The following is a 24237-nucleotide window of genomic DNA, read 5'->3' on the forward strand; positions in this document are numbered from 1 at the left end:
CGTGCGAGTCTGCGTGATCGGTTCCGGCATCGCCGGCACGCTGCTGGCCTGGCGGCTGAGCGGCTACCCCGGTCTCACGGTGGACCTCGTGACGGGGTTGCCCGGCGCGGACGCCACTGCCTCCTCAGGCGGCGGCGTCCGCGCCTTCGAGACTCACCCGGTCCAGCGCCGGCTGGCGACCGAGAGCCTGGCCGAGTTGCTGGAGAGTCCGGCACTGCTCGAGCAGGCGCACTACACCGAGACCGGCTGCACCTACCTGCTCGAGGAGCACGTGGGGTTGGCAGCCGCCGTCGCCGAGGTGGAGAACCTCCACCCCGGATCGACGGAGATCGTCGACGGTCAGGACCTGCGGCGCCGTGGTTGGCACGGCCTGCCGGACGGGACTGTCGGCGTACTGGAGAAGCGGGCCGGATTCATCCGGCCCGACGACCTGCGCAACGCCATCGTCGAGTACCTGGCGCACGGCAAGCGCAGCAACGTCATCCCGGGGCCTGTCCTCGGGCTGGTGCCCCACCCCGACGGATCCGTCAGCTGCCGCACTCCCGGCGACAGCTCCCGGTACGACGTCGTGGTGGTGGCTGCGGGACCTTGGACGCCGGGCCTGCTGGCAGGGAGCTCACTGCCGGCCGAGCCCTACCGGACCAAGGCGATCCAGGTCGCCGTTCACAAGGTCGACGGTGCACTGCCGACCATGTTCGTGGACGAGACCAGCGGTTTGTACGGACGGCCGACGGCCGGCGGCGAGCTCCTGCTCGGCGTCGACTCCAACCGTTGGTCCGTTCCCCCCGGCAGCAGCCGGCCGATCCAGCACCTGGCCGACCAGGCCATCCGGATCGCCGGCGACCGGCTGCCCCACCTGAGGCTGCTGGAGACCGCAAGGACGGTCAACGCAGCCGACTGCTACGCCGATCCGCCGGTCCTGACCCTGTGGTCGGTGCTCGGCAGTACACATCGGCTCTTCACTTTCACCGGTGGGTCCGGCGGCAGCGTGAAAACCGCGCTGGCCGCCAGCCGGACGGCGGCGAGCGACCTGCTCGGGCCCTTGGCCACCGGTGAAGACACCCGTAACACCACTTCGCGGACGGAGAACAAGCGCATGACCATCACGGATCGACCCAGCGGCAGCCCGCCCAGGTACCACACGATCGGCATCGGAGCCGGTCCCTCGAACCTCTCCCTGGCGGCCCTGTACAAGAACGTCACGACCGAGAAGCTCGCCCTGTTCGACTCCCGCCCGGTGGCCGGCTGGCACACGCCGCTGCTCTACCCGGGTGTGCGGATGCAGACGGGCTGGATGAAGGACCTGGTGTCGCTGGTCGACCCACGGCACGAGCTGACGTTCCTGAACTACCTGGTCACCTCCGGCCGGCTCTACGCGCTGATCAACTCCCAGTTCGACTCGCTCCCCCGGATCGAGTACGAGCGCTACCTGGCTTGGGCCACCGAGAAGCTCGGCGTGGTCAACTTCAGCTCCCGGGTGGAGACCATCTCGATCACCGACGAGGGCTTCCAGGTCACCGTCGGCGGCGAGCCGGTCGCCGTCTCCGAGCACCTGGTGCTCGGTCTGGGCACCCGGCCGGTCTGGCCGGAGTACGTCCGTGGACTGCCGCGCGAGCGGGCCTTCATCGCCGACGAGCTCGGCGCCCGGATGCCCGAGCTGGAGGCCCACAAGGCCGAGCCGATCGCCGTCGTCGGCGGTGGGCAGACCGGGCTCGAGTGTGTCCTGCGGCTGCTCGGCTCCGGCTTCACCGACATCCGCTGGATCGGCCGGAACCAGTGGTTCCGCAGCATCGACGACTCGCCGATGGCCAACGAGCTGTACCGGCCGTCGCACATCGAGTTCCTGCAGGGACTCAACCGTGGCAAGCGCCGGGAGATGATCGTGGACTCCCGGTACAGCGGCGACGCCATCACCCCTGGTGGGCTCCGGGCGCTCTACCAGGCCAACTACGACGGACTGCTGACGCTGGGCCGGTTCCCGGTCACGCTGCTGCCGGGCCGGGACGTCACGTCGTCCGAGGAACTGACCGACGGCCTGCTCCGGTTGCGTTGCACGACGCCGGAGACGCCGGAGGAGCACGACGTCCGGCACATCGTGGTGGCGGCCGGCCGCGAGCACGTGCAGGCACCGTTCGACGACGACCTGCGGGACCGGATCGACTACGACGACGACGGCGAGATGCTGGTCGAGCCGGACTACTCGGTGCGCTGGAAGGGCATGAACGGGCACAAGATCTACTCGTTCAACGCCAGCCGCTACAGCCACGGCCTGACCAACGCCGGCCTGACCCAGCTGCCGGTCCGGGCCGCGATGGTGCTGAACTCGATGTTCGACCGCGAGATCTACCCGATCTCCGACGAGCTCTGCGCGGTGCAGTGGTGAGCGCCGCGGTACCGGAGCCGCTCACGCCCGACGTGGACGGGGCCTGGTTCCAGCTCGTCGCCGACGAGCCCGGCGCCGAGGTGCCGTACGGGCAGTACCACCGCGACGGCGACCTGGTCTGGGCGGAGTTCTACGCGGGTGGCTCGCTGCGCAGCGGGCGACTCGTCGGGCACGTCCAGGACGACGGGTCGTTCGACGCGGCGTACTGCTTGCTGACGGCAACCGGTGACCTGGTCAGCGGCGAGTGCCACAGCATTCCGGAGTACGACGAACGCGGCCGGCTGCGGATCGCGGACCACTTCCGCCGCAGCGACGGCAGCTCCGGCGTCACTTACATCGAGCAGATCCCTGCTCCGGTCAGGGAGGTTTGAGATGTCCGAGACGCCCGAGTCGATCGTTCCCGAGCTGATCGTCGAAGAGGTCGAGCGGCCGCACCTGCTGGTGGTGGCGACCGGGATGCGGCTGTTCCGTGAGTACATCCTGAGCTCGATCGCGCCGCAGTACCGGATCCACATGTTCCTGCACGCGGAACCGTCGTGGGAGAAGGACTACATCGAAGGCTGGACCGTGCTGGAGAGCACGCTCGAGGCCGACGCCCTGGTCGAGGCGGCGAAGAAGCTGCACGCCGAGCAGCCGATCGACGGCGTGCTCTGCTGGGACGAGGCGCGGATCCTGCAGACGGCGCACGTCGCCGAGGCGCTCGGCCTGCCGGGCGGCGACGTGGCGATGATCAACCGCTGCCGGGACAAGCACCTGACCCGGACCGCGCTGGCCGAGAAGGGCGTGCCGCAACCGCAGTCGATCCTGGTCGACACCGTGGACGAGGCGCTCGTCACCGCCGACAAGCTCGGCTACCCGGTGATCCTGAAGCCGCGCGCGCTGGCCGCCAGCCTCGGCGTGGTGAAGGTGAACTCGGCCGAGGAGCTCAGGGAGAACTGGGCCTTCGCCCACGACACCACCGTGCCGGAGGCGCCGCACTACGACGTCAACGTGCTGGTCGAGGAGTTTGCCGACGGCTACGAGATCAGCATCGACGCGGCCGTCTTCCACGGTCAGGTGACGCCGTTCTGCCTGGCCCGCAAGGAGATCGGCTACCCGCCGTACGCCGAGGAGGTCGGGCACTTCGTCGACGCGCACGACCCGTTGCTGGTCGACGAGCAGCTGATGCAGGTGCTGGTCGACGCGCACGCGGCGATCGCCTTCACCGACGGTGTCACCCACACTGAGATCATGATGACGGCCGACGGCCCCAAGGTGATCGAGATCAACGCCCGGATCGGCGGCGACATGATCCCGTACCTCGGCCTGCAGGCCACCGGTGCGGACCCGGGCCTGGCCGCCGCCGCGGTGGCCTGCGGCCGGACGCCGGAACTGGTGCCGGACCGGACCGTGGCCGGTGGCGTGCGGTTCTTCTACGTCGACGAGAACAACACCGTTTTAGACGGTGTCGAGTGGGACGAGACCGACCTGCCCGCCACCATCGACAAGCTCGTCCTGCTGATGGCGCCCGGGCAGACGACCAGCCCGCCGCCGGAAGGCACCCTGTGGGGCCGGATCGCCTATGCGACCGCCGTGGCTCCGACGCTGGACGAGTGCCGTGCCGGACTGGACGCCGCCGAGAAGGCGTTGCGCTGGTCGGGTCACGTGGTGACCGAACCAAAGGAGCCGGCATCATGACAGCCACACCGACCGACGAGAGCACCGGCATCTGGGCGACCATCCGGGAGGCTCCGGTCCCGGTGAAGGCGCTGCTGGTCGGCGTCTTCGTCAACAAGCTCGGCTGGTTCCTGCAGGTCTTCCTGGTGCTCTTCCTGACCACCTCGAAGGGCTTCAGCGACGTCCAGGCCGGTACGGCGCTCGGTGTCTACGGCGGCGGTACGGTGATCGGCCTGATCATCGGCGGATCGCTGTCGGACAAGATCGGGCCGCGGGCCGCGGTGATGATCAGCATGTTCGGCATGGCCGTGTTCGTGCTAGGCATCGCCTATGTGCCGAGCTACACCGCCGTCCTCGTGACGGTGGCGCTGGCCGGCGCGGTCGGGCAGTTCTACCGGCCCGCCTCGGCGGCGCTGCTCACCGAGCTGACGCCGAAGAACCGCCAGGTGATGATCTTCGCCGTCTACCGGCTGGCGATGAACCTCGGAACGACGGCGGCACCGCTGATCGGTGCGGCGCTGCTGGCGATCTCGTGGAACCTGCTGTTCATCGGTGAGGCGGTGGCCGCGCTGGCGTACGCCGCCGTGGCGATCGTCGCGCTGCCGAAGCGCAAGTCCGCCACCGACTCCACCTCGGTGGACGGTGCGGAGCCGGCCGCGGCCGAGCCGGACGCCGGCGGGTACCTCGCCGTACTGCGGGACTACAAGTACGTGCTGTTCCTGGTGTGCATGTTCATCAACGCCGCCATCTACATGCAGTACCTGGCCGTGCTGCCGCTGCACATGAAGTCGGACGGGCTGTCCACCTGGTGGTTCAGCGCGGTCGTCGCCCTGAACGGGTTCATCGTGATCACCTGCGAGTTGCTGGTGACCAAGGTGGTGCAGCACTGGCCGGCCCGGCTGGTCGCGATCGCCGGTTTCGTCCTGCTCGGTGGCGGGCTCGCGTTCTACGCCCTGCCGGGCGGGATCGCGATCTTCGTGATCGGCACGCTGCTGTGGACACTGGCCGAGATCATTGCCGGACCGACCATGTTCGCCTACCCGGGAATGGCGGCGAAACCGCAACTGCTCGGCCGGTACGTCGGCTCCGCGCACGCGATGTTCGGACTGGGCTCGGCGCTCGGCCCGTTCCTCGGGGTCTGGATCTGGAACAGCTCCGGCACCCAGGTCTGGTTGTGGTGCGGAGTGGCCGGTGCGGTCGGCGTCGTGTGCGCGTACTTCGGTATGTCGAACGCGGCGGCGTCGGAGCCGGTCGAGGAACCTGTCGTGGACACCACCCCGGCCAGCGAGCCGTTGCCGAGTGAGAGCTCGTAGGGAGTTTTGTCATGTCGAAATACGCGATCATCGTGGACCCGTTGTCCACCGGGCAGGAATATCCCGCCGCGTTCAAGGAGGCCGGGAAGATCCCGGTCGCCGTACTGAGTGGGACGGAGCCGCCGCCGGCGTTCACCGGTAGCTGGCATCCGGAGGAGTTCGAGCACATCCACTACCTCACCGGCAGCGTCGCGGAACTGGCCGAGGAGCTGCGGCAGTACGAGCCGGAGTACCTGGTGCCGGGTGCCGAGAGCGGGGTCGAGCTGGCGGATGCGCTGACCGAGATCCTGCTGCCCGGGACCGGCAACGTGCCGGAGCTGGCGTCGGCGCGGCGGGACAAGTGGCAGATGGCGCAGGCGCTGGCCGCGGCCGGAGTACCGCGGTTGCGGCAGTTCCTGACGTCCGACCCGGCCGAGGCCGAGAAATGGCTGAAGGAGAACGACCTGATCGGACGGCGGCTGGTGATCAAGCCGCCGAAGAGCGCCGCCGGCGACGAGGTCTACGTCGTCTTCGAGGACGGTGACTGGCGCGAACGGTTCGACCGGGTGCTCGGGCGGACCAACAAGATGGGCCTGGTCAACGACGCGGTGCTGATCCAGGAGTACGCCGAAGGTACGGAGTACCTGGTCGACAGCTACTCCGTCGACGGCAAGCACGCGCTCGTCGACGTCTGCCGGTACACCAAGATCAGCCGCGGCGACAAGATCGGCATCTACCACCGGATCGACTTCCTCGCGGCCGACGATCCCGAGGTACTGGCGCTGTGGCCGTACACCCAGCAGGTGCTGGACGCGGTCGGTATCCGGATCGGCTGCGGGCACGCCGAAGTGATGATGACGCCGGACGGGCCGCGGCTGATCGAGGTTGCCGCCCGGCCGTCGGGTGGCGGTCACCAGATGGTCAGCGAACTGGCCACCGGCGACAACCACATCAAGCGGACGGTCGCGCACCGGGTGCGCGGTGAGTTCCGGGACAGCTTCGACCTGGTCCAGCACCTCCGGGGTGTCTTCATCTCAGCGGTCCGGGACGGCTACTTCCGCAACCGGGAGGTCTTCGACGGGATCGAGCAGCTGAAGTCCTTCCACTGGATGAAGATCCTGCACGAAGAGGACGCCGTCGTCCCCGAGACGGTCGACCTGTTCACCTGCCTGGCCTGGGTGATCCTGATCCACAGCGACGCCCAGACCCTGGACGACGACTACCGCCGAGTGCTGGAGATGGAGGCCGCGATAGTCATCGACGAAGCCTGACCTCCCTGCTCGGCCGGACCCCCCAGTCCAACGGCTGAGCCCCGGGCACGGACGTTCCCCCAAACGCCCGTGCCCGGGCCTTTTCTGTTCAGCTTCGGTCTGCACACTCGGCGCATGAGCCTGAAGAAGCTGGTGGGCGAGCGGCGGCGGTTGGTGGCCTACTGGTGTGCGGTGGTGGTGCAGGTCGGCGCAGTCGCCGTGGATGCCGGAGTGCTCAAGCAGGCGAGCAAGGTGACGTTGATGCCCTTGCTGTTGTCGTGGAGCCGGAGCCAGGAAGCTCCTCCCCTGATCCAGGCCGCGTTGCTGGCTTCGGCGGCCGGGGATCTGTTGCTGGAGACCGAGCTGCAGTTGGCGGGGATGGCGGCGTTCGCTGCGGCGCATGCTTGCTACCTCGCGGTGTTTCTGTCCAGGCCGCATGAGCGGTCGTGGCGGGTGCTGGCGGCGTACGGGGCGTTGTGGGCGGCGCTGATCGCCGTGCTCTCCCGGGACCTCGGAGCGCAGCGAGTGCCGGTGGCGGCGTACGCGTTGTTGCTGACGGCAACCGCCATCGCGTCGCGGTGGCACAGTCCGCGCAGTGGCGCCGGCGGGCTGCTCTTCCTCGTCTCCGACGCGTTGATCGCGCTGCGGCTGGCCGGACGCGACTTCCCGGGCCGCGGGGTGCTGACGATGTCCACCTATGCGGCCGGTCAGTACCTGCTCGTTTCGGGCGTCAGGGCAGAATCTGGGGATGGCCAAACTTCCCTGCCCCTGTGGGCTCGACGCCGCCTACGCTGACTGCTGCGGCAGCCTGCACCAGGGCCGTACTGCGGCAAGCACCGCTGAGCAACTCATGCGCTCGCGGTACTCCGCGTTCGTGGTCCGCGATGCGGCGTATCTCCTCCGCACCTGGTCCGCCACGACGCGGCCCCGCGAACTGGACCTCGAGGACGACATCGAGTGGACCGGACTGGAGATCCTCAGCACCACCGGCGGCAGCGCCTTCCACACCGAGGGGACGGTCGAGTTCCGGGCCGGCTACATCGCCGACGGCGCGGCTGGTCACCAGCAGGAGGACAGCCGCTTCCTGCGCGAGAACGGCGCCTGGGTGTACGTCCGACCTGTAAGTTTCAACACCTGACCGGCATCTGAACCGCGGTGCCGGCCGTGCCTCGGGGCGGTGGGCACGGCCGGCCTGCGGGGGCGGGCGGGATCGAGATCGGCGTGGAGCGGATCAGCGGCGGCGGCGCCAGGGGCCGGTGATGGCGTAGGTGATGCCGGGGGTGTAGACGTTGAAGAACATCGTGCGGCCGTCGGCGGAGAAGCCGGCGCCGGCCAGTTCGCCGTACTCGGGCTCTTCGGGGGTGCCGTTGTTGACGCGGTTGCGGGCGAACTTGAAGACCTCGCCGTCCTCGGTGGTGCCGAGGATGTGTTGTTCGCCGAGGCCGTCCTCGCACATCATCAGGCCGCCGTACGGGGACATCGTGATGTTGTCGGGGGCATCGAACTCGGGGTCGTCCGAGCCGGGCTTCGGGCGGGTGAAGATCACCTCGAGGCGGAGGGTGCGCTTGCGCGGGTCGTAGCGCCAGACCTGGCCGTCGTGGTCGACCTTCGGGCCGAGCTCGGTGCGGGCGAACGACGAGACGAAGTACACGCAGCGGTCGAGTGCGCCCCACCAGCAGCCTTCGAGCTTGTAGCCGCCGGTGATGGGCTTGGAGTAGTCCTGGGCACGGACCGACTCGGTCTTCGCCAGCGGGTCGGGCACCTTGACCCACTGCACGTTGCGGAAGACGGTGCCGGGCTCCTGGACGACGGAGAGGTCCGGCAGGCCGGCGATGTGCATGGCCTGCAGTTCGCCGCCGGCCCGGAGGCTGCCCCAGCCGCCGCGGGGGCGGTTCGGCAGGAACCGGTAGAAGCCGCCGAGCGGGGCGACGAAGGCGTCCTCGGTCTCGTAGACGACGCCCGTGGCGGGATCGATCGCGACCGCCTCGTGCTGGAACCGGCCCATCTCCTTCAGCGGGAAGGGGTGGTTGTTGTGGCGGTCGTCGTACGGGTCGACCTCGAAGATGAAGCCGTGGTCCTTGGTGTAGCCGCCCTCGCCGGCCTTGAGTTCGGTCTCCTCACAGGTCAGCCAGGTGCGCCACGGGGTGATCCCGCCGGAGCAGTTGATCGCCGATCCACCGAGGCTGATCCTCTCGGCGGTCTTGTCGTTGTGCCGGTCCACCACGATCGTGCTGGTGCCTCCGCCGGCCGCGGGGTCGTAGGTCCGCTCAGGTGGGGCCACCACCTTGATCGTCGCGGTCGGGCTGCACTCGTGGTTGCGGACCAGCCGGTTGCCGCCGTGGCGGTCGGGGAAGGTGCCCATCCCGTCGAAGCGGGACGGGATCTTCAGTCCGTCCGGCCGGACGGCGCCTTCGCGCGAGACGACCTTGTACTTGAAGCCGCGCGGCAGGTCGAGCATCCCGGCGGGGTCGGGAACGAGCGGGCCGTAACCGACCTTCGGTCCGGAGGTACCGAGCGCCGGCTCGGCGGTGTAGAGGGCTTCGACCGACCCCACCACGCTGACCGCAACACCTGCCGCGGCGGCACGAGCGACGAACTGACGTCTGGACAGAGGGCTTTCTACACTCACGAGCGGTCTCCTTGTCAGCACAAGCAGTGGTCGCCAGTGAACGTACGGTAAACGACTGCCCAACGGCAAGAGAACGAGCGTCAGGAATCGCTCTGTGATCGGCCGCCACGCTGCCAGCGACGCGCAGTGAGGATCGTGGGCTCACCGCGCAGTCCGTCGGCGACCGGCTGAACGATCGCCGAGGCCACCGCCGGCAGTGCGTCGACGGCCGCGACGACGCCGACGGACCGGGTGCCGTCGTCGTCGACGAGCATCACCAGGAAGCTCACCCGGTCGTCCGCGCCTTGCAGGTCCCCGATGTCGGTCGGTGCCCACTCAGCGGTCACCAGGCTCTTCGGTACGCCGGCCGTTTCATCGACCAGTACGACGGCCCGCACGATCGTCAGCGGGTGGTAGAAACCGGCCGCCCAGAACGGCTCCTCGTACGCGAACCGCTCCGCCGTTTCGCGGTCCTCGACGTCCAGGACGTGCACGCTGCCCGCGTGTTCCTCCGCGTCGTCGGTCAGTGTCGGACCGCGCAGTACGAGCCGGTCGGCGAACCGGTCCATGTACGACCAGTGCGCCTCGGCCTGCTCCATCAGCCCGGGCAGGACGCCGGGCTTGTCCTCGCCGTGGACGAAGTAGGGCACCTCAGAGCGACCTGATCCAGTTCGCCAGCAGCTCGGCGCCCGCGTCGCCGGACTTCTCCGGGTGGAACTGAGTGGCGGTCAGCGGACCGTTCTCGACCGCGGCGACGAACCGGTCCCCGCCGTACTCCGTCCAGGTGACCGTCGGCGTCACCGACGCGCGGGTGTCGGTGAGGTGCCACTCGCGGACGCCGTAGGAGTGGACGAAGTAGAAGCGTTCCTTGTCGACGCCCTCGAACAGCCTGGTCGGGCCGTCGACCGAGACGGTGTTCCAGCCCATGTGCGGCACCGGCTCGTCGCCGGCCGGCCGGAGCCGCTCGACGGTGCCGGGCCACTGGTCGCAGCCGTCGGTCTCGGTGCCGTGTTCGATGCCTTTGGCAAACAAGATCTGCATGCCGACACAGATGCCCAGCACCGGCCGGCTACCGGTCAGCCGGCGGTCGACGAGCTCGTCGCCGCGAACGGCCTTCAGCCCTCTCATGCAGGCGTCGAAGGCGCCGACGCCAGGGACCAGCAGGCCGTCGGCGTTCAGCGCTTCGTCGAAGTCCGCGGTGACGGTGACGTCGGCGCCGACGCGCTGCAACGCGCGCTCGCCGGAGCGGATGTTCCCGGAGCCGTAGTCGAGCAGGACGACCTTCTTGGTCACAGGGCGCCCTTGGTGGAGGGGATGCCCGGCTGCCGCGGATCGTGCTCGGCGGCGTCCCGCAGCGCCCGCGCGAAGGCCTTGAACTGCGCCTCGACGATGTGGTGCGGGTCGCGCCCGGACAGCACCCGGATGTGGATGCAGATCGCGGCGTTGAAGGCCAGGGTCTCGAACACGTGCTGGGTCAGCGAACCGGCGTAGTCGCCACCGATGACCGCGTAGACCTGCCCGTCGGGCTCGCCGGTGTGGACGCAATACGGGCGGCCGGACAGGTCGACGGTGCAGTGCACCAGCGCCTCGTCCAGTGGCACGGTCGCGTCGCCGAAGCGGCGGATGCCCTTCTTGTCACCGAGGGCCTCGCGCAGCGCCTGGCCGATGCCGATCGCGGTGTCCTCGACCGTGTGGTGCGCGTCGATCTCGAGGTCGCCGACGGTGTTGACGTGCAGGTCCAGCAGCGCGTGCTTGGCCAGCGCGTTGAGCATGTGGTCGTAGAAGCCGACGCCGGTGGAGATGTCGGCGCGGCCGGTGCCGTCGAGATCGAGCTCGACCAGCACCTTGGACTCGCTGGTCTCCCGGTCGATGCGGGCCGTACGTGTCATAGCGACCTTCCCAGATCAGTCTTGAGCACCTTCTCCAGCGAGGCGCGGAACGCGGCCATCTCGGCGCCGGTGCCGATCGAGACCCGCAGCCAGCCGTTCGGTCCGGTCTCCCGGATCAGTACGCCGTCGTCCAGCAGCGACTGCCAGACCGCGTGCCGATCGGCGAACGTGCCGAAAAGAACGAAGTTCGCGTCCGAGTCCACCGCGCGAAGCCCTTGGGCCCGCAGCCACACCACCGTCTCGTCCCGCTCGGCCCGCAGCTGCTCGACCCGGCCGAGCAGTTCGTCGGAGTGCCGCAGCGCCGCCCGCGCGACCGCCTGGGTCACCGCCGACAGGTGATAAGGCAACCGGACGATGCGCAGGGCATCTATCAGTTGCTTGCTCGCGGCAAGGTAACCGACGCGGGCGCCGGCCAGCGCGAACGCCTTCGACGTCGTCCGGGCCACCGCCAGGTTCGAGTACGACGGCAGCAGCGACGCCGCGCTCGGCGTCCCGGTACGACGGAACTCCGCGTAAGCCTCGTCCACCACGAGGACGGCACCGATCGCGGCGGTCCTGGCGGCGACTGCCTCGACCAGCTGGATCGGCAGCGCCGTACCGGTCGGGTTGTTGGGTGAGGCGAGCAGTACGACGGAGGGCCGGTGCCGCGAGATCGCTGCCAGGGCCTTGCTCTGGTCGAGGGTGAAGTCCTCGGAGCGGCGACCGGTGACCCAGGCGGTGTTCGTGTTGCGGGCGTACTCCGGGTACATCGAGTACGTCGGCGCGAACGACAGCGCCGTACGGCCTGGCCCACCGAAGGCCTGCAGCAGATGCAGCATGACCTCGTTGGAGCCGTTGGCCGCCCAGATCTGGCCGGCCGTCAGCTGAGCACCCGACTCGCGGCCGAGGTACGCCGCGAGGTCTGCCCGCAGCGCCATGAACTCGCGATCGGGGTACCGGTTGAGGCCGCGCGCCGCGTCGGCCACCGCCGCGGTGATGTCCGCGACGGTCGCCTCGCTCGGCGGGTACGGGTTCTCGTTGACGTTCAGCAGGACGGGGACGTCGAGCTGCGGTGCGCCGTACGGCTCGAAACTCTTCAGCTCGTCGCGGATCGGCAGCCCGTCGAACCGGCCCATCAGTTCTCACCCGGGAAACGCGCGGACACGGCAGCGCCGTGGGCCGGCAGATCCTCGGCGTTGGCCAGCGCGACGACGTGTCCGGCGACCTCCCGCAGCGCCTCGCGGGAGTAGTTCACGACGTGCATCGCCTTCAGGAAGCTGCGCACGGACAGGCCGGACGAGTGGCACGCGCAGCCCGCGGTCGGGAGGACGTGGTTCGACCCGGCGCAGTAGTCACCCAAGGACACCGGCGACCAGGCACCGACGAAGATCGCGCCGGCGTTGCCGATCAGCAGCGAGCGTTCCTCGGCGTCGACGGTCTGGATCTCCAGGTGCTCGGCCGCATACGCATCGACGACAGCGGTGCCCTGCTCCAGATCGTCGACCAGGACGACGGCGGACTGCTGCCCGCCGAGCGCCTCGACGACCCGTTCGTGGTGCTTGGTCTTCGGCACCTGGACCGCGAGCTCGGCCTCGACCGCCGCGGCCAGCGTCTCGCTCGGCGTGACCAGCAGGCTCGCGGCCATCGGGTCGTGCTCGGCCTGGCTGATCAGGTCGGCGGCCACGTGGGCCGCATCGGCGGAGTCGTCGGCCAGTACGGCGATCTCGGTCGGCCCCGCCTCGGAGTCGATCCCGACCTCGCTCTGCACGAACCGCTTGGCCGCGACGACATAGATGTTGCCGGGACCGGTGATCAGGTTGACCTTGCGGCAGCCCTCGAAGCCGTACGCGAAGCCGGCGATCGCCTGCGACCCACCCATCGCGTAGACCTCGTCGATCCCGAGCATCGCGCAGACGGCGAGCACGGTCGGGTGCGGCAGACCACCGAACTCCTTCTGCGGCGGCGACGCCAGCGCCAGCGAGGTGACCCCGGCCACCTGAGCCGGTACGACGTTCATCAGCACGCTGGAAGCCAGCGGCGCACGACCACCCGGAACGTAGAGCCCGACCCGCTGCACCGGCACGAGCCGCTGCGTCACCCGGCCACCGGGTGCGGGCTCCGACTCGACGTCACTGCCGCGCTCGTCCAGGCTGACCTCGCGGACCCGCCGGATCGACTCCTCGAGCGCCGCGCGCACCGTGGGATCCAGCTCTTCGAGCGCGGTCTTGAGCGCCTCGGCCGGGACCCGGACGTCCTCCACCCGGACATGGTCGAACTTCTCGCCGTACTCCCTGATCGCCTCGAGGCCGCGATGACGGACGTCCAGGCAGATCGGTCGGACGACGTCGAGGGCAGCCTCGACGTCGAATACGGCTCGGGGGACCAGGGCTTGGAGGTCGAGAACCTCTCCGGCTGCCACTCGGCCCCGCAGGTCGACGCGGCGAATCATGGGCCCAGTCTAGTGGTCGCCTCCCCCGGCCCTCGCGCCCTGTCCGTACTCCGCACCAGCTGCCCTCGGCGCCGCCGGAACGCTGCACCTTTCGATCGTGGTCGATGCCCTAGGCTCAGCGGCATGGACTCCCGCCTGCCTCTTCTCACTGTCGACACAGTGATCTTTCCTGGGCTGGTGCTCCCGATCCCCGTCACCGACGTGCAGGGGCGGTCGGTGATCCGCGATCTGGTGGAGAACGGCGGCGAGATGGCGTGCGGCGCCGTCGCGGTCCGGGACGGCTACGAGCTCGGCGACCGGGTGTTCCGTTCGCTGTACGGCACGGGCTGCGCGGCGACCATCTCGGAGATCTCGCTCGACGCCGACGACGACGGACCGGTCGAGATCACGCTGACCGGCAACCGCCGGTTCAAGGTGGCCGAGCTCGACAGCGGCGGCGACTACCTGGTCGCCGACGTCGAGTGGCTGGACGAGGAGCCCGGGGACGATCCGCTCGGTACGGCGACGGTCGCGGTCGCCCGCTTCCGCCGGTACGCCGCCGCGGTCACGGAGATCTCGCAGCCCGGACTGCACATCGGCTCGCTGCCGGACGATCCCGGCATCCTGTCCTACCTGATGTCTGCCGCGATGACGCTGGTCACGCCGGACCGGCAGAAGCTGCTGGAAGCACTGGACACCACCACCCGGCTCGCCCAGCTGGTCGGGTTGCTCGACACGGAACTCGCCGCGATGAAGGCACTGCCCTCGCTGCCGGCGGTCGACATCCCGTGGTCGGACATGTGCCCCAACTGAGATGGCCGCGGAACCACCCGAACTGACCGCGGCACGCCTCCAGGTCCAGTCCGCTCTCCGGGAGGGCTGGGAGCCGACCGGCACCGACCAGTACTGGCTCGGTCAGGTCTGTTATGCCTTGCACAGCTACCTCGACCTGAACGGCGAGTGGACCGCCGCGCACTTCGAGATCTGGCAACACGGCCTCGACATGTACTCCGATGTCGGCCAGATCATCACCGTCGTCTCCCGCGCCTTCACCGACGCCCTCGCCGCTGACCTCTCCCCCGTCGTCCGCACCCTGCTCGAGGTCGCCTCGACCTGGGAACCCACCCCGGTCTCTGCCGACTCCCCGTGGCGCCAACTCGCCTGGTCCCTCGTCCCCGACGAGCACGACCCGTACTGATCCCAAATCATTCCTTGACACGAATATTCTTCATAGTGAATAGTTCGAGTCATGGAAGCACTGATGGTGGCGCTGGCTGATCCGGTCCGGTGGCGGCTGGTCCGCCTGCTGGCCGAGCGGCCCCGGCCGGTTGGAGTGCTGGCTCAGTTGGCGGAGGCTCGGCAGCCGCAGACGACCAAGCATCTGCAGACACTGGAGCGGGCCGGAGTGGTCAGTTCTCAGCGCACCGGGCAACGGCGGATCTACTCGCTGGAGCCGGGGCCGTTGCGGGAGTTGGCGGCGGCGCTGGAGCAACTGGCAGGTGCCGTCGAGCGGCCGGATGGCGCGCAGGCGGCGTACGAGCGACATGGGGCGACCGTCGAGGGCGAGCGGCTCGCGGCCGAGGACGAGGGGTGGGCCGATGGCCGGAGGTTCGAGTTCCATCGGTCGCTCAGCGGGAGTCCCGAGCTGGTCTGGCGCCATCTGACCGAGGCAGAACTGCTCGGTCAGTGGTGGACGCCGGCCGACCTCCGTGTCTCCGAGCTCCTCTTCGAGGCGGAGCCGGGTGGGCGGGTCGTGCTCGAGTACCGCGACGCCGAGGACGCCGACGGGTCCGACCAGATCGCGGGGCGCTCCGAAGGCGTGGTCACCGGCGTACAGGTCGGTGAGCACCTTGCCTACGACAACTCCCCGCTGCTCCCCGACGGCAGCTTCGCCTTCACCGCACACGTCGAACTGGACCTTCGACCCACCGCCTCCGGTACGGCGCTCGACGTCACCTACCGGATCACCGGCAGCACCATCGACTCCGCCGACTTCATCGCAGGAATCGAGCTCGGCTTCGGCCAGAGCCTCGACAAGCTGGTGGCGACCCTCGCCGCCGATCCCACGCCAAGGAGCATGCAATGACCGATCGCCTCGTGACCGCGAACCTGAACCTCTCCCTCGACGGCCACTACAACGGCCCCGGCGGCCCCGGCGACCTGAGCGCGATCATCCCGTTCGCGACCACCGACGTTGCTCGCGACCACATGACCCGCCTGTACAAGAACGCGACCACCGCCGTCCTCGGGCGGCTCAATGCCGAAGGCTTCCTGAGCTACTGGCCGTCCGTGGCCGACGACGAGAACGCCGACCCGCGTGATCGCGGCTACGCCAAGTGGCTGGTCGCGACCGAGAAGGTGGTTTTCTCGACCACCTTGACCGACGCGCCCTGGGAACGCACCCGCCTGGTGAACGCGCCGGCCGCCGACGTCATCACCGAGCTCAAGACCTCCGGCAAGGGCGAGATCCTCGTCAACAGCAGCGCGAGCGTCATCAAGGCGCTGCTCGCGGCAGACCTGCTCGATCGGCTCTATCTGATGATCACGCCGGTGATCACCGGTGGCGGCGAGCGGCTGTTCACCGCCGGTCTGCCGACCACCCAGTGGGCGGTCACCCACCAGGAGACCGGTAAGTCCGGCGAGCTGGCGATGATCTACGACCGCGTCCGGTAGAGAAGTGCATCCCAGCGCGGTATGGTTTTGGTATGAGTAAGCAGATCACGGTGCGGTTGCCGGACGAACTGGTGGAGTTCATGGACCGGCTGGTGGATGACAACAAGGCGTCCAGCCGGGCGTCGGTGGTCGCGCGCGCGATGGAGCGGGAGCGGCGGCGGGAGCTGGCCGAGCGCGACGCGGCCATTCTCGAGGCGCACAGCCTGGCGGCTCGAGAAGATCCGGACGACCTCGACGGACTGGCGGTCACCGCCGGTGGAACTGTGCTGACCGATCTCGACTGATGCGCCCGTTGCACATCGCGCGGCTGGACAAGCCGCGCCCGGTGGTCGTGCTGACCCGGGAACTGATCCGTCCCCGCCTCACCAACGTCACGGTGGCCCCGATCACCAGCACCATCCGCGGTCTGTCGACCGAAGTACTGGTCGGCGTCCGGAACGGCCTGGACCATCCCAGCGCGATCAGCTGCGACAACGTCCAGACCATCCCCAAACTTCAGCTCGGCCGCCTGATCGGCTACCTGCTGCCCGACCAGGAAGCAGCCCTCGCCGAAGCCATCACCCTCGCCTTCGACCTCGAGGCCGACCTGCTCTGACCTGCTCAGCCGAGCTTGGTGACGTCTCGTACTGCGCCCTTGTCGGCGCTGGTGGCCATCGCGGCGTAGGCGCGGAGGGCGGCGGAGACCTTGCGGTCGCGGGACTTGGGGGCGTAGACGCCGCCGAGCGCTTCGCGGCGGGCGGAGAGGACGTCGTCGGAGACCAGCAGCTCGATCGAGCGGTTGGGGATGTCGATCCGGATCAGGTCGCCGTCCTCGACCAGGGCGATGGTGCCGCCCGACGCCGCCTCGGGGGAAGCGTGACCGATGGACAGGCCCGACGTACCGCCGGAGAAGCGGCCGTCGGTGACCAGCGCGCAGACCTTGCCCAGGCCGCGGCCCTTCAGGAACGACGTCGGGTAGAGCATCTCCTGCATGCCGGGACCGCCCTTGGGGCCCTCGTACCGGATCACCACCACGTCGCCGGGCTTGATCGCCTTGGCGAGGATCTTCTCGACCGCCTCGTCCTGCGACTCGCAGACGACGGCCGGGCCCTCGAAGGTCCAGATCGACTCGTCGACGCCGGCGGTCTTGACCACGCAGCCGTCGAGCGCCAGGTTGCCCTTCAGCACCGCCAGTCCACCGTCGGCGGAGTACGCGTGCTCGAGGTCGCGGATGCACCCGCCGGCCGCGTCGGTGTCCAGCGTCTCCCACCGCTCGGACTGCGAGAACGCCGTCGCCGACCGCTTGCACCCGGGCGCCGCGTGCCACAGCTCGACGGCCTCGGGCGACGGCGAGCCGCTGCGCACGTCCCAGGTCTTCAGCCAGTCGTCGATGGACGGGCTGTGCACGGTGTGGATGTCCTCGTTCAGCAGGCCCGCGCGGTACAGCTCCCCCAGGATCGCCGGGATGCCACCGGCGCGGTGCACGTCCTCCATGTAGTACGTGCCGCCGGGAGCGACGTTCGGCGCGACCTTCGCCAGGCAGGGCACCTTGCGCGAGACGGCGTTGATGTCGTCCAGATCGAAGTCGACCTCGGCCTCCTGGGCGGCGGCCAGCAGGTGCAGGATCGTGTTCGTCGAGCCGCCCATCGCGATGTCGAGCGCCATCGCGTTCTCGAAGGCCGCCCGGGAGGCGACCGTGCGCGGCAGGACGGTCCCGTCGTCGGTTTCGTAGTACCGCTTGGTGATCTCGACCACCGTCCGGCCGGCGTTCTGGTAGAGCGCCTTGCGGGCGGTGTGGGTCGCCAGCACCGAGCCGTTGCCGGGCAGCGCGAGGCCGATCGCCTCGGCCAGGCAGTTCATCGAGTTCGCGGTGAACATGCCCGAGCACGACCCGCAGGTCGGGCAGGCGTTCTCCTCGATCCGCAGGATGTCCTCGTCGGAGACGTTCTCGTTGACCGCCTCCGACATCGCGTCGATCAGGTCCAGCTTGCGCACGGTGCCGTCGACCAGCGTGGCCCGGCCGGCCTCCATCGGGCCGCCGGAGACGAAGACGGTCGGGATGTTCAGCCGGAGCGCGGCCATCAGCATGCCCGGGGTGATCTTGTCGCAGTTGGAGATGCAGATCAGCGCGTCGGCGCAGTGCGCCTCCACCATGTACTCGACCGAGTCCGCGATCAGGTCACGCGAGGGCAGGCTGTAGAGCATCCCGCCGTGGCCCATCGCGATCCCGTCGTCCACGGCGATCGTGTTGAACTCCCGCGGGATCCCGCCGGCCGCGTGGATCGCCTCGGACACGATCCGGCCGACCGGCTGCAGGTGGGTGTGCCCGGGGACGAACTCGGTGAAGCTGTTGGCGACCGCGATGATCGGCTTGCCGAAGTCCTCTCGGGCGACGCCGGAGGCCATCATGAGGGCGCGGGCGCCCGCCATGTTGCGGCCGTTGGTGACGGTACGGGACCTCAGTTCGGGCACGACGATCTCTCCAAAACCTCGACTTGACGACTACTGGCATGGTGCCACTTCCGGTCCAGATGCCGAAACGCCGGTCCCGGATGGCGGATGCGGTGCCGCTCGCGAGCTTTTGTCCGAGGGTGGATCTAGCCTGAGGAGATGGAGGGCTTCGAGCACCACGTGCGCAGGCCGCATCCTGCCCTGCGGCGCTGTCTGGGCGACCTCACCGGTTACGCGTACTACGGCGAGCCGCTCGGGCTGCATCGTGGTCTGCCCTCGCAGTACCTGACGATCGTCATCAGCCTGGACGAGCCGTTGGGCATCGCCTGGCCGGACTCCCCCGTGGAGAAGTTCCAGACGGTGGTCAGTGGACTGCACTCGACCGCCGTCCGGATCGGCGACTCCGCCAACTCCGCGGGGATCCAGCTGGCGCTCACGCCGGAGGGGTCGCGAGCGCTGCTAGGGCAACCGTCCGGGGAGCTCGCGTCGCTGATGCTGGACGTGGACACGCTGCTGGGCGTCTCGGCGCAGGAGGTCGGCGAGCGACTGAGGGCCACGCCGCACTGGCACGAGCGCTTCGACCTGGTGGAGCGATTGTTGCTCGAAGCGTGGCGTGACGAGCCGATCGGTGCGCCCCGCGCCGAGCTCAGCTGGGCCTGGCGGCGGTTGCGCGAGACGGCCGGCGGCGTCGGCGTACAGGAGCTGGCGCGGGAGGTCGGCTGGAGCCGGCGGCATCTGACCGAGCGGTTCCGCGCGGAGTACGGGTTGACGCCGAAGGTCGCCGCGCGAGTACTCCGGTTCGAGCGGGCCGTGGCGCAACTGAAGGCCAGGCCGCGGACCAGGCTGGCGGATCTCGCGGCCGACCTCGGGTACGCCGATCAGGCGCATCTCACCCGCGAGTGGCACGCGATCGCGGGCTGCTCGCCCCGGCAGTGGATGACCGAAGAGCTCCCATTCGTCCAAGACGACAGGCGGACCGCGGTCGCAGGATCGGGGGTATGAACACGACGACGAACGACACCGTGATCGGGGTCTGGCCGACGCTGGTCTACCGCGACGGTCAAGCCGCGCTGAAGTTCCTCACCGAAGGGCTGGGGTTCACCCTGGTCGCCTCGTATCCCGGGGTGGCCGAAGGGTCGATCGCGCACGCCGAGCTGGCCTGGCCGGCCGGCGGCGGCGTGATGGTCAGCTCGATCGATCGCCACACCGAGCCGAACGAGTTCGACAAGCTCGCCGCGCTGACCGCCTCGGTCTACCTGGTCTGCGACGATCCGGACGCGATCTGGCCGCAGGTGATGGCGGCCGGGGCGGCCGTAGTACGGGAGATGCGGGAGGAGGACTACGGGTCGCGGGGCTTCAGCGTGGCTGATCCCGAAGGCAATGTCTGGAGCCTCGGCACCTATCGGGGCGCGTTGTCCACAGGGGGCCGACAGTGACTGCGCGATCTCCGTAGAATCGCCGGGTGACGCAGACGACCCAGCCGCTGGATGACACCTCGAGCGAGGCCTTGCAGGTCCTGCACCGGGTGTTCGGGTACGACTCGTTCCGGGGTGAGCAACAGGACATCATCGAGACGGTCGTGGCCGGTGGCGACGCCCTGGTGCTGATGCCGACCGGCGGCGGCAAGTCGCTGTGCTACCAGATCCCGGCCCTGGTCCGGGCGGGCGTCGGGGTGGTCATCTCGCCGCTGATCGCGTTGATGCAGGACCAGGTCGACGCGTTGACCGCGCTCGGCGTTCGGGCCGGCTTCCTCAACTCGACCCAGGACCACGAGCAGCGGCGCGAGGTCGAGCAGGCGTTCCTGTCCGGCGAGCTCGATCTGCTCTACCTGGCGCCCGAGCGGCTCCGGGTGGAGGCCACGACACGGCTGCTCGACCAGGGCAAGATCGCGCTGTTCGCGATCGACGAGGCGCACTGTGTGTCCCAGTGGGGCCACGACTTCCGTCCCGACTACCTGATGCTCTCCGAGCTGCACGAGCGCTGGCCCGACGTACCGCGGATCGCGCTGACCGCCACCGCGACCGAAGCGACGCACGCCGAGATCGCCACCCGGCTGAACCTCGGCTCCGCCAAGCACTTCGTCGCCAGCTTCGACCGGCCCAACATCCAGTACCGGATCGTCTCCAAGGACAGCCCGCAGCGGCAACTGCTCGACCTGCTGCGCACCGAGCACGCCGGTGACGCCGGCATCGTCTACTGCCTGTCCCGCAACAGCGTCGAGAAGACCGCCACCTTCCTGACCCAGAACGGGATCGAGGCCGTCCCGTACCACGCCGGCCTGGACAGCCGGGTCCGGGCGAGGAACCAGTCGCGCTTCCTCCGCGAGGACGGCCTGGTGGTGGTCGCGACGATCGCCTTCGGGATGGGGATCGACAAACCCGACGTGCGGTTCGTCGCGCATCTCGACCTGCCGAAGTCGGTCGAGGGCTACTACCAGGAGACCGGGCGCGCCGGCCGGGACGGGCTGCCGTCGACGGCCTGGCTGGCCTACGGGCTGCAGGACGTCGTCCAGCAACGCAAGATGATCGACACCTCCGAGGGCGACGCGGCGCATCGCCGGCGGCTCGGCACCCACCTCGACGCGATGCTCGCGCTGTGCGAGACCGTGCAGTGCCGCCGCGAGCAGCTGCTCGCGTACTTCGGGCAGAAGGGCGAGCCGTGTGGCAACTGCGACACCTGCCTGACCCCACCGGAGTCGTGGGACGGCACGATCCCGGCGCAGATGCTGCTCTCCACGGTCTACCGGCTGCAGCACGAGCGGAACCAGAAGTTCGGCGCCGGCCAGGTGATCGACATCCTGCTCGGCAAGGTCACCCCGAAGGTCACCCAGTTCCGGCACGAGGAGCTGAGCGTGTTCGGGATCGGCACCGACCTCAAGGACACCGAATGGCGCGGCGTGGTCCGGCAACTGCTGGCCCAACGCCTGCTCACGGTGGAGGGCGACTACGGCACGCTGGTGCTCACCGAGGACAGTGCCGAGGTGCTCGGACGCCGGCGGGACGTGATGATGCGGCGCGAGCCGGAGCGCGCGGCGCGGTCCTCGCGGTCCAGCGGCGGTGGCAAGAAGAAGGCCGTGGTCGACCTCGCTCCGGAGGCCGCGCCGGTGTTCGAGCGGCTGCGCGCCTGGCGAGGCGCGGTCGCCAAGGAGACCGGCGTCCCGGCGTACGTGATCTTCCACGACGCGACCCTGCGGCAGATCGCGACCGAGGTGCCGACCAGTCTGGCCGAGCTCGGCCGGATCAGCGGCGTCGGCGAGAACAAGCTCGCGAAGTACGGCGAGGGGGTTCTGGAGGCGCTCGCCGCCGAGTAGCCCGACCGGATCTCAATCCGTTGGTGGAGCAGCGTCAACAGCTCTGCTCAGTTGCGAGGCATCGCGCCACGTCATCCGCAGGCACTTCGGAGATCCGTTGAGGCGAGTGTGGTCGCCGCCCGGCGGTGGAACTGCTGCCGTCTCCCCTTCGGTGGCGCCGACCGCGCGGTAGAAGTGCTGGCCGGCCGTGTTCTGCTGGAGCACCCACAGGTAGATCGCGTCGCCGATCGCCTGCTCCGTAACGGCTTCCGCCGCGCGGGCCAGGATCTTGCTGCCGATCCCGGTGCGGTGCCGGCCGTGCTGAACGTGCAGGTTGTCGACCAGGCTGCCCCAGACCGGATCATGATCGAGCATCACGTGAACGAAAGCGGCCAACCGATCACCGTCCTCGGCGATGATGGTGACCGTACCGGCCGGCGCGGCGAGCCGCTCCGACCAGACCGCGCGACGCTCGGTGTCGAGGTCGCCATCAAGGAACGAGTCCGAGAAGGCACCCCGGTAGTGCCGGCGCCAGTTGTCCGCATGCAACGCGGCGATCCCCTCGGCATCAGCCGGTCCACCTGAACGAAACACCAGCGATCCCACCAGAACCTCCACTTGGCACCTGCCCCGGCCCGTGTGTCGGACCTGGTCCGCGGCCGCGTCACCGGATGATCTCCGGATGGACGATACGCCGACCCTCACGGTCGAGCTGGATCCAGCTGTTCAAAGCATCGCGCGAGAACAACTGGAAGCCGACCCGCGGGTGAGCTTCGTGTGCGAGGACGGCGGGTGGTGGCTGGTAGCAGACGCGGAACCTCGCGCTGGGTCGCCTCCGTTGAACGGCACATGATCCTCAAGAGTCCGTACGACGAACTGGCCGACGCCTACCATGCGACGATCGACCCCGACGGCGCCGGTCTCGGCGACCCGACTTTCGACGAACTCGTGGGCGATCCACGCGGCAAGCGAGTTGCGGCGGTCGCGTGCGGGCAGGGCCGTGACGCGCGTCGCCTGGCTGACCTCGGTGCCGAGGTGGTCGGCATCGACGCCTCCGAGTCCCTGCTCGCCCATGCCCGTGAGCTCGAGCAGCGGAGGTCGCGCGGTATCGAGTACGTCCACGGCGACGCCCAGGATCTGCGCCCGCTCGCCGACCGCTCGTTCGACGGCGCGGTCTGCTACATGGCTCTGATGGACATCCCGGCGCTCGAGCCGACCCTGCGATCGATCGCGCGGATCCTCGAGCCAGGTGGGTGGTTCGTCGCCGCGATCACCCATCCCTGCTACAAGTCGCCGGCTCACGGCGAGCTGGTCGACCACGTCGAAGGCACCTACCGGCGGATCGCCGGCAGGTACTTCGAGGAAGGGCCGCACGACAGCGCCACCCGCTGGGAGATCCTGCCGCGCGTCTCCTACCACCGGACCCTGTCGACGTACGTCAACACTTTGGTGGGCGCCGGCCTGCCGATCGTGCGGATGGCCGAGCCGATCGGCGACAAGCCGGTCTGGAAGGAGGCGGCCGGGCTGCTCTACGTCAGGTGCGAGACGGCGAAGAGCTGAGTCAGCTCGGCGCCGCGTTCTTGAGCTTGCGCCAGCCGCCGGCCCGGTTGTTGGCGATGATCTGGCGGAACATCGCCAGCAGCGCCGGCTCGTTGATCGGCTCGCCTTCCCGGAACGAGACGGTCCGCGCGGTCTTGTTGTGGTGGCCGGCGGTGATGATGCCGTCCGGATCGGGCACGATCGCGCCGTCGTACAGGAAGACGTTGACGTGCGTCCTGGCGGCCAGCAGCGCGCAGACGTTGCCCTGCAGGACGAAGTACGGCTGGACGGTGCGCTTGATCGTCTCATCCAGTTCGGGGTCGGCCGCGTGCGCGAGATCGCGCACGCGGCGGCAGATCTGCTGTTGCCACTCGGGCAGTTCGTCGATGTACTCGTCGACACGAGGGTCTTCGCGATAGCTCATCAGGCGCTCCATTATTCCTGCACCAGGTAGAGCCGGTTGCCGTCGCAGTCGGTGAAGGTGAACATCGGCGGGACGCCCGGCCAGGCGATGAGTTCGCTCGTCGCCACGCCCTGCTCGTTGAGCGCGGTGTGCGCTTGGGCGGCATCGGCGGTGGCCAGCCGGATGCCGGTGTCGACGCCCGTCTCGGTCGCCGCGAGGAGCGCGATCGAGGTGCTGGTGCCGGGGATTCCGACGACCAGCCAGCGTCCTCCCAGTTGCGGCAGCGGTGCGTCCATCAGCGTCTCGAAACCCAGCTCGCGCCGGTAGAACTCGAGCGCGCGATCCTGGTCGGTGACGGGAATCGTGACGGTCCGGACGGCGGTGATGTGCTTCATCTCTGCTCCTTCTCGAGGGTGCC

At 69.1% G+C, this 24237-nt stretch carries 27 protein-coding genes; 17 read left to right on the forward strand and 10 right to left on the reverse strand.

The window, feature by feature from the left end:
* The first annotated feature begins 1 nt into the window (after position 1).
* The 7 genes from OX958_RS21400 to OX958_RS21430 all read left to right on the forward strand — a co-directional run bounded on the left by OX958_RS21400 (position 2) and on the right by OX958_RS21430 (position 7719).
* Positions 2-2383, forward strand: coding sequence for an FAD-dependent oxidoreductase (locus OX958_RS21400; protein WP_270130873.1), 2382 nt, complete (start codon positions 2-4; stop codon positions 2381-2383).
* Positions 2380-2754 carry a hypothetical protein gene (locus OX958_RS21405; RefSeq protein ID WP_270130875.1) on the forward strand — a complete coding sequence of 125 codons (375 nt, stop codon included), beginning with the start codon at positions 2380-2382 and terminating at the stop codon, positions 2752-2754. The genes OX958_RS21400 and OX958_RS21405 overlap by 4 nt, the downstream gene beginning before the upstream one ends.
* 1 nt (position 2755) lies before the next feature.
* Positions 2756-4060, forward strand: coding sequence for an ATP-grasp domain-containing protein (locus OX958_RS21410; protein ID WP_270130876.1), 1305 nt, complete (start codon positions 2756-2758; stop codon positions 4058-4060).
* Positions 4057-5352 (forward strand): MFS transporter, encoded by a 1296-nt coding sequence (locus OX958_RS21415; protein WP_270130878.1) that lies wholly within the window; start codon positions 4057-4059, stop codon positions 5350-5352. Before OX958_RS21410 ends, OX958_RS21415 begins: the two co-directional genes overlap by 4 nt.
* 11 nt (positions 5353-5363) lie before the next feature.
* A complete protein-coding gene (locus tag OX958_RS21420; protein ID WP_270130879.1) occupies positions 5364-6602 on the forward strand; it encodes an ATP-grasp domain-containing protein in 1239 nt (412 codons plus the stop codon).
* 114 nt (positions 6603-6716) lie between these two features.
* Positions 6717-7376: a lysoplasmalogenase gene (locus tag OX958_RS21425; protein WP_270130880.1), complete on the forward strand. Its 660-nt coding sequence runs from the start codon at positions 6717-6719 to the stop codon at positions 7374-7376.
* Positions 7330-7719 carry a YchJ family protein gene (locus OX958_RS21430; protein ID WP_270130881.1) on the forward strand — a complete coding sequence of 130 codons (390 nt, stop codon included), beginning with the start codon at positions 7330-7332 and terminating at the stop codon, positions 7717-7719. Before OX958_RS21425 ends, OX958_RS21430 begins: the two co-directional genes overlap by 47 nt.
* A gap of 93 nt (positions 7720-7812) precedes the next feature.
* Here OX958_RS21430 and OX958_RS21435 read toward each other — a convergent pair whose 3' ends face one another.
* The 6 genes from OX958_RS21435 to hisD all read right to left on the reverse strand — a co-directional run bounded on the left by OX958_RS21435 (position 7813) and on the right by hisD (position 13506).
* Entirely contained in the window at positions 7813-9210 is a 1398-nt protein-coding gene (locus tag OX958_RS21435; RefSeq protein WP_270130882.1) for an alkaline phosphatase PhoX, read from the reverse strand.
* Between the two features lie 80 nt (positions 9211-9290).
* Positions 9291-9839: a YciI family protein gene (locus tag OX958_RS21440; protein ID WP_270130883.1), complete on the reverse strand. Its 549-nt coding sequence runs from the start codon at positions 9837-9839 to the stop codon at positions 9291-9293.
* A gap of 1 nt (position 9840) precedes the next feature.
* On the reverse strand, positions 9841-10482 hold the full coding sequence (gene hisH / locus OX958_RS21445) for an imidazole glycerol phosphate synthase subunit HisH (protein ID WP_270130884.1): 642 nt from the start codon (positions 10480-10482) through the stop codon (positions 9841-9843).
* The gene (hisB, locus tag OX958_RS21450; RefSeq protein ID WP_270130885.1) at positions 10479-11078 is read right to left on the reverse strand and encodes an imidazoleglycerol-phosphate dehydratase HisB; all 600 of its coding nucleotides are present in this window, start codon (positions 11076-11078) and stop codon (positions 10479-10481) included. Before hisB ends, hisH begins: the two co-directional genes overlap by 4 nt.
* Positions 11075-12193, reverse strand: coding sequence for a histidinol-phosphate transaminase (locus tag OX958_RS21455; RefSeq protein ID WP_270130886.1), 1119 nt, complete (start codon positions 12191-12193; stop codon positions 11075-11077). Before OX958_RS21455 ends, hisB begins: the two co-directional genes overlap by 4 nt.
* Positions 12193-13506, reverse strand: a complete 1314-nt coding sequence (hisD, locus tag OX958_RS21460; RefSeq protein ID WP_270130887.1) for a histidinol dehydrogenase — start codon at positions 13504-13506, stop codon at positions 12193-12195. The genes OX958_RS21455 and hisD overlap by 1 nt, the downstream gene beginning before the upstream one ends.
* A 123-nt stretch (positions 13507-13629) precedes the next feature.
* On the opposite strand from hisD, the gene OX958_RS21465 reads away from it, so the two are divergent.
* The 6 genes from OX958_RS21465 to OX958_RS21490 are packed head-to-tail and all read left to right on the forward strand — an operon-like array spanning position 13630 to position 16753.
* Positions 13630-14298: an LON peptidase substrate-binding domain-containing protein gene (locus OX958_RS21465; protein ID WP_270130888.1), complete on the forward strand. Its 669-nt coding sequence runs from the start codon at positions 13630-13632 to the stop codon at positions 14296-14298.
* 1 nt (position 14299) lies between these two features.
* On the forward strand, positions 14300-14683 hold the full coding sequence (locus OX958_RS21470; RefSeq protein WP_270130889.1) for a hypothetical protein: 384 nt from the start codon (positions 14300-14302) through the stop codon (positions 14681-14683).
* 51 nt (positions 14684-14734) lie between these two features.
* Positions 14735-15571 (forward strand): metalloregulator ArsR/SmtB family transcription factor, encoded by an 837-nt coding sequence (locus OX958_RS21475; RefSeq protein WP_270130890.1) that lies wholly within the window; start codon positions 14735-14737, stop codon positions 15569-15571.
* Positions 15568-16158, forward strand: coding sequence for a dihydrofolate reductase family protein (locus OX958_RS21480; protein WP_270130891.1), 591 nt, complete (start codon positions 15568-15570; stop codon positions 16156-16158). Before OX958_RS21475 ends, OX958_RS21480 begins: the two co-directional genes overlap by 4 nt.
* A 32-nt stretch (positions 16159-16190) precedes the next feature.
* On the forward strand, positions 16191-16442 hold the full coding sequence (locus tag OX958_RS21485; protein WP_270130893.1) for a ribbon-helix-helix domain-containing protein: 252 nt from the start codon (positions 16191-16193) through the stop codon (positions 16440-16442).
* Positions 16442-16753, forward strand: coding sequence for a type II toxin-antitoxin system PemK/MazF family toxin (locus OX958_RS21490; RefSeq protein WP_270130895.1), 312 nt, complete (start codon positions 16442-16444; stop codon positions 16751-16753). Before OX958_RS21485 ends, OX958_RS21490 begins: the two co-directional genes overlap by 1 nt.
* 5 nt (positions 16754-16758) lie before the next feature.
* Here the strand turns inward: OX958_RS21490 and ilvD are convergent, their stop codons facing one another.
* Positions 16759-18609 carry a dihydroxy-acid dehydratase gene (gene ilvD, locus OX958_RS21495; protein WP_270130897.1) on the reverse strand — a complete coding sequence of 617 codons (1851 nt, stop codon included), beginning with the start codon at positions 18607-18609 and terminating at the stop codon, positions 16759-16761.
* Positions 18610-18747: 138 nt separating this feature from the next.
* Here ilvD and OX958_RS21500 point away from each other — a divergent pair, with 138 nt between their 5' ends.
* Genes OX958_RS21500 through recQ form a run of 3 tightly spaced genes read left to right on the forward strand, consistent with a single transcriptional unit; the run spans position 18748 to position 21898 of the window.
* Positions 18748-19590: a helix-turn-helix domain-containing protein gene (locus OX958_RS21500; RefSeq protein WP_270130899.1), complete on the forward strand. Its 843-nt coding sequence runs from the start codon at positions 18748-18750 to the stop codon at positions 19588-19590.
* Positions 19587-20024 carry a VOC family protein gene (locus OX958_RS21505; RefSeq protein WP_270130901.1) on the forward strand — a complete coding sequence of 146 codons (438 nt, stop codon included), beginning with the start codon at positions 19587-19589 and terminating at the stop codon, positions 20022-20024. Before OX958_RS21500 ends, OX958_RS21505 begins: the two co-directional genes overlap by 4 nt.
* A 26-nt stretch (positions 20025-20050) precedes the next feature.
* Positions 20051-21898 carry a DNA helicase RecQ gene (gene recQ, locus OX958_RS21510; RefSeq protein ID WP_270130903.1) on the forward strand — a complete coding sequence of 616 codons (1848 nt, stop codon included), beginning with the start codon at positions 20051-20053 and terminating at the stop codon, positions 21896-21898.
* 12 nt (positions 21899-21910) lie between these two features.
* Here recQ and OX958_RS21515 read toward each other — a convergent pair whose 3' ends face one another.
* Positions 21911-22495 carry a GNAT family N-acetyltransferase gene (locus OX958_RS21515; protein ID WP_270130905.1) on the reverse strand — a complete coding sequence of 195 codons (585 nt, stop codon included), beginning with the start codon at positions 22493-22495 and terminating at the stop codon, positions 21911-21913.
* Between the two features lie 231 nt (positions 22496-22726).
* Between OX958_RS21515 and OX958_RS21520 the strand changes: the two genes are divergently transcribed.
* Positions 22727-23437 (forward strand): class I SAM-dependent methyltransferase, encoded by a 711-nt coding sequence (locus OX958_RS21520; RefSeq protein ID WP_270130907.1) that lies wholly within the window; start codon positions 22727-22729, stop codon positions 23435-23437.
* 1 nt (position 23438) lies between these two features.
* On the opposite strand, the gene OX958_RS21525 is transcribed toward OX958_RS21520, so the two are convergent.
* Both OX958_RS21525 and OX958_RS21530 read right to left on the reverse strand, forming a co-directional pair.
* Positions 23439-23840 (reverse strand): DUF1801 domain-containing protein, encoded by a 402-nt coding sequence (locus OX958_RS21525; RefSeq protein ID WP_270130909.1) that lies wholly within the window; start codon positions 23838-23840, stop codon positions 23439-23441.
* An 11-nt stretch (positions 23841-23851) separates the two neighbouring features.
* Positions 23852-24214: a VOC family protein gene (locus OX958_RS21530; protein ID WP_270130911.1), complete on the reverse strand. Its 363-nt coding sequence runs from the start codon at positions 24212-24214 to the stop codon at positions 23852-23854.
* Positions 24215-24237 lie beyond the last annotated feature (23 nt).

The sequence above is a fragment of the Kribbella sp. CA-293567 genome (genome assembly GCF_027627575.1).
Classification (GTDB): Bacteria; Actinomycetota; Actinomycetes; order Propionibacteriales; family Kribbellaceae; genus Kribbella.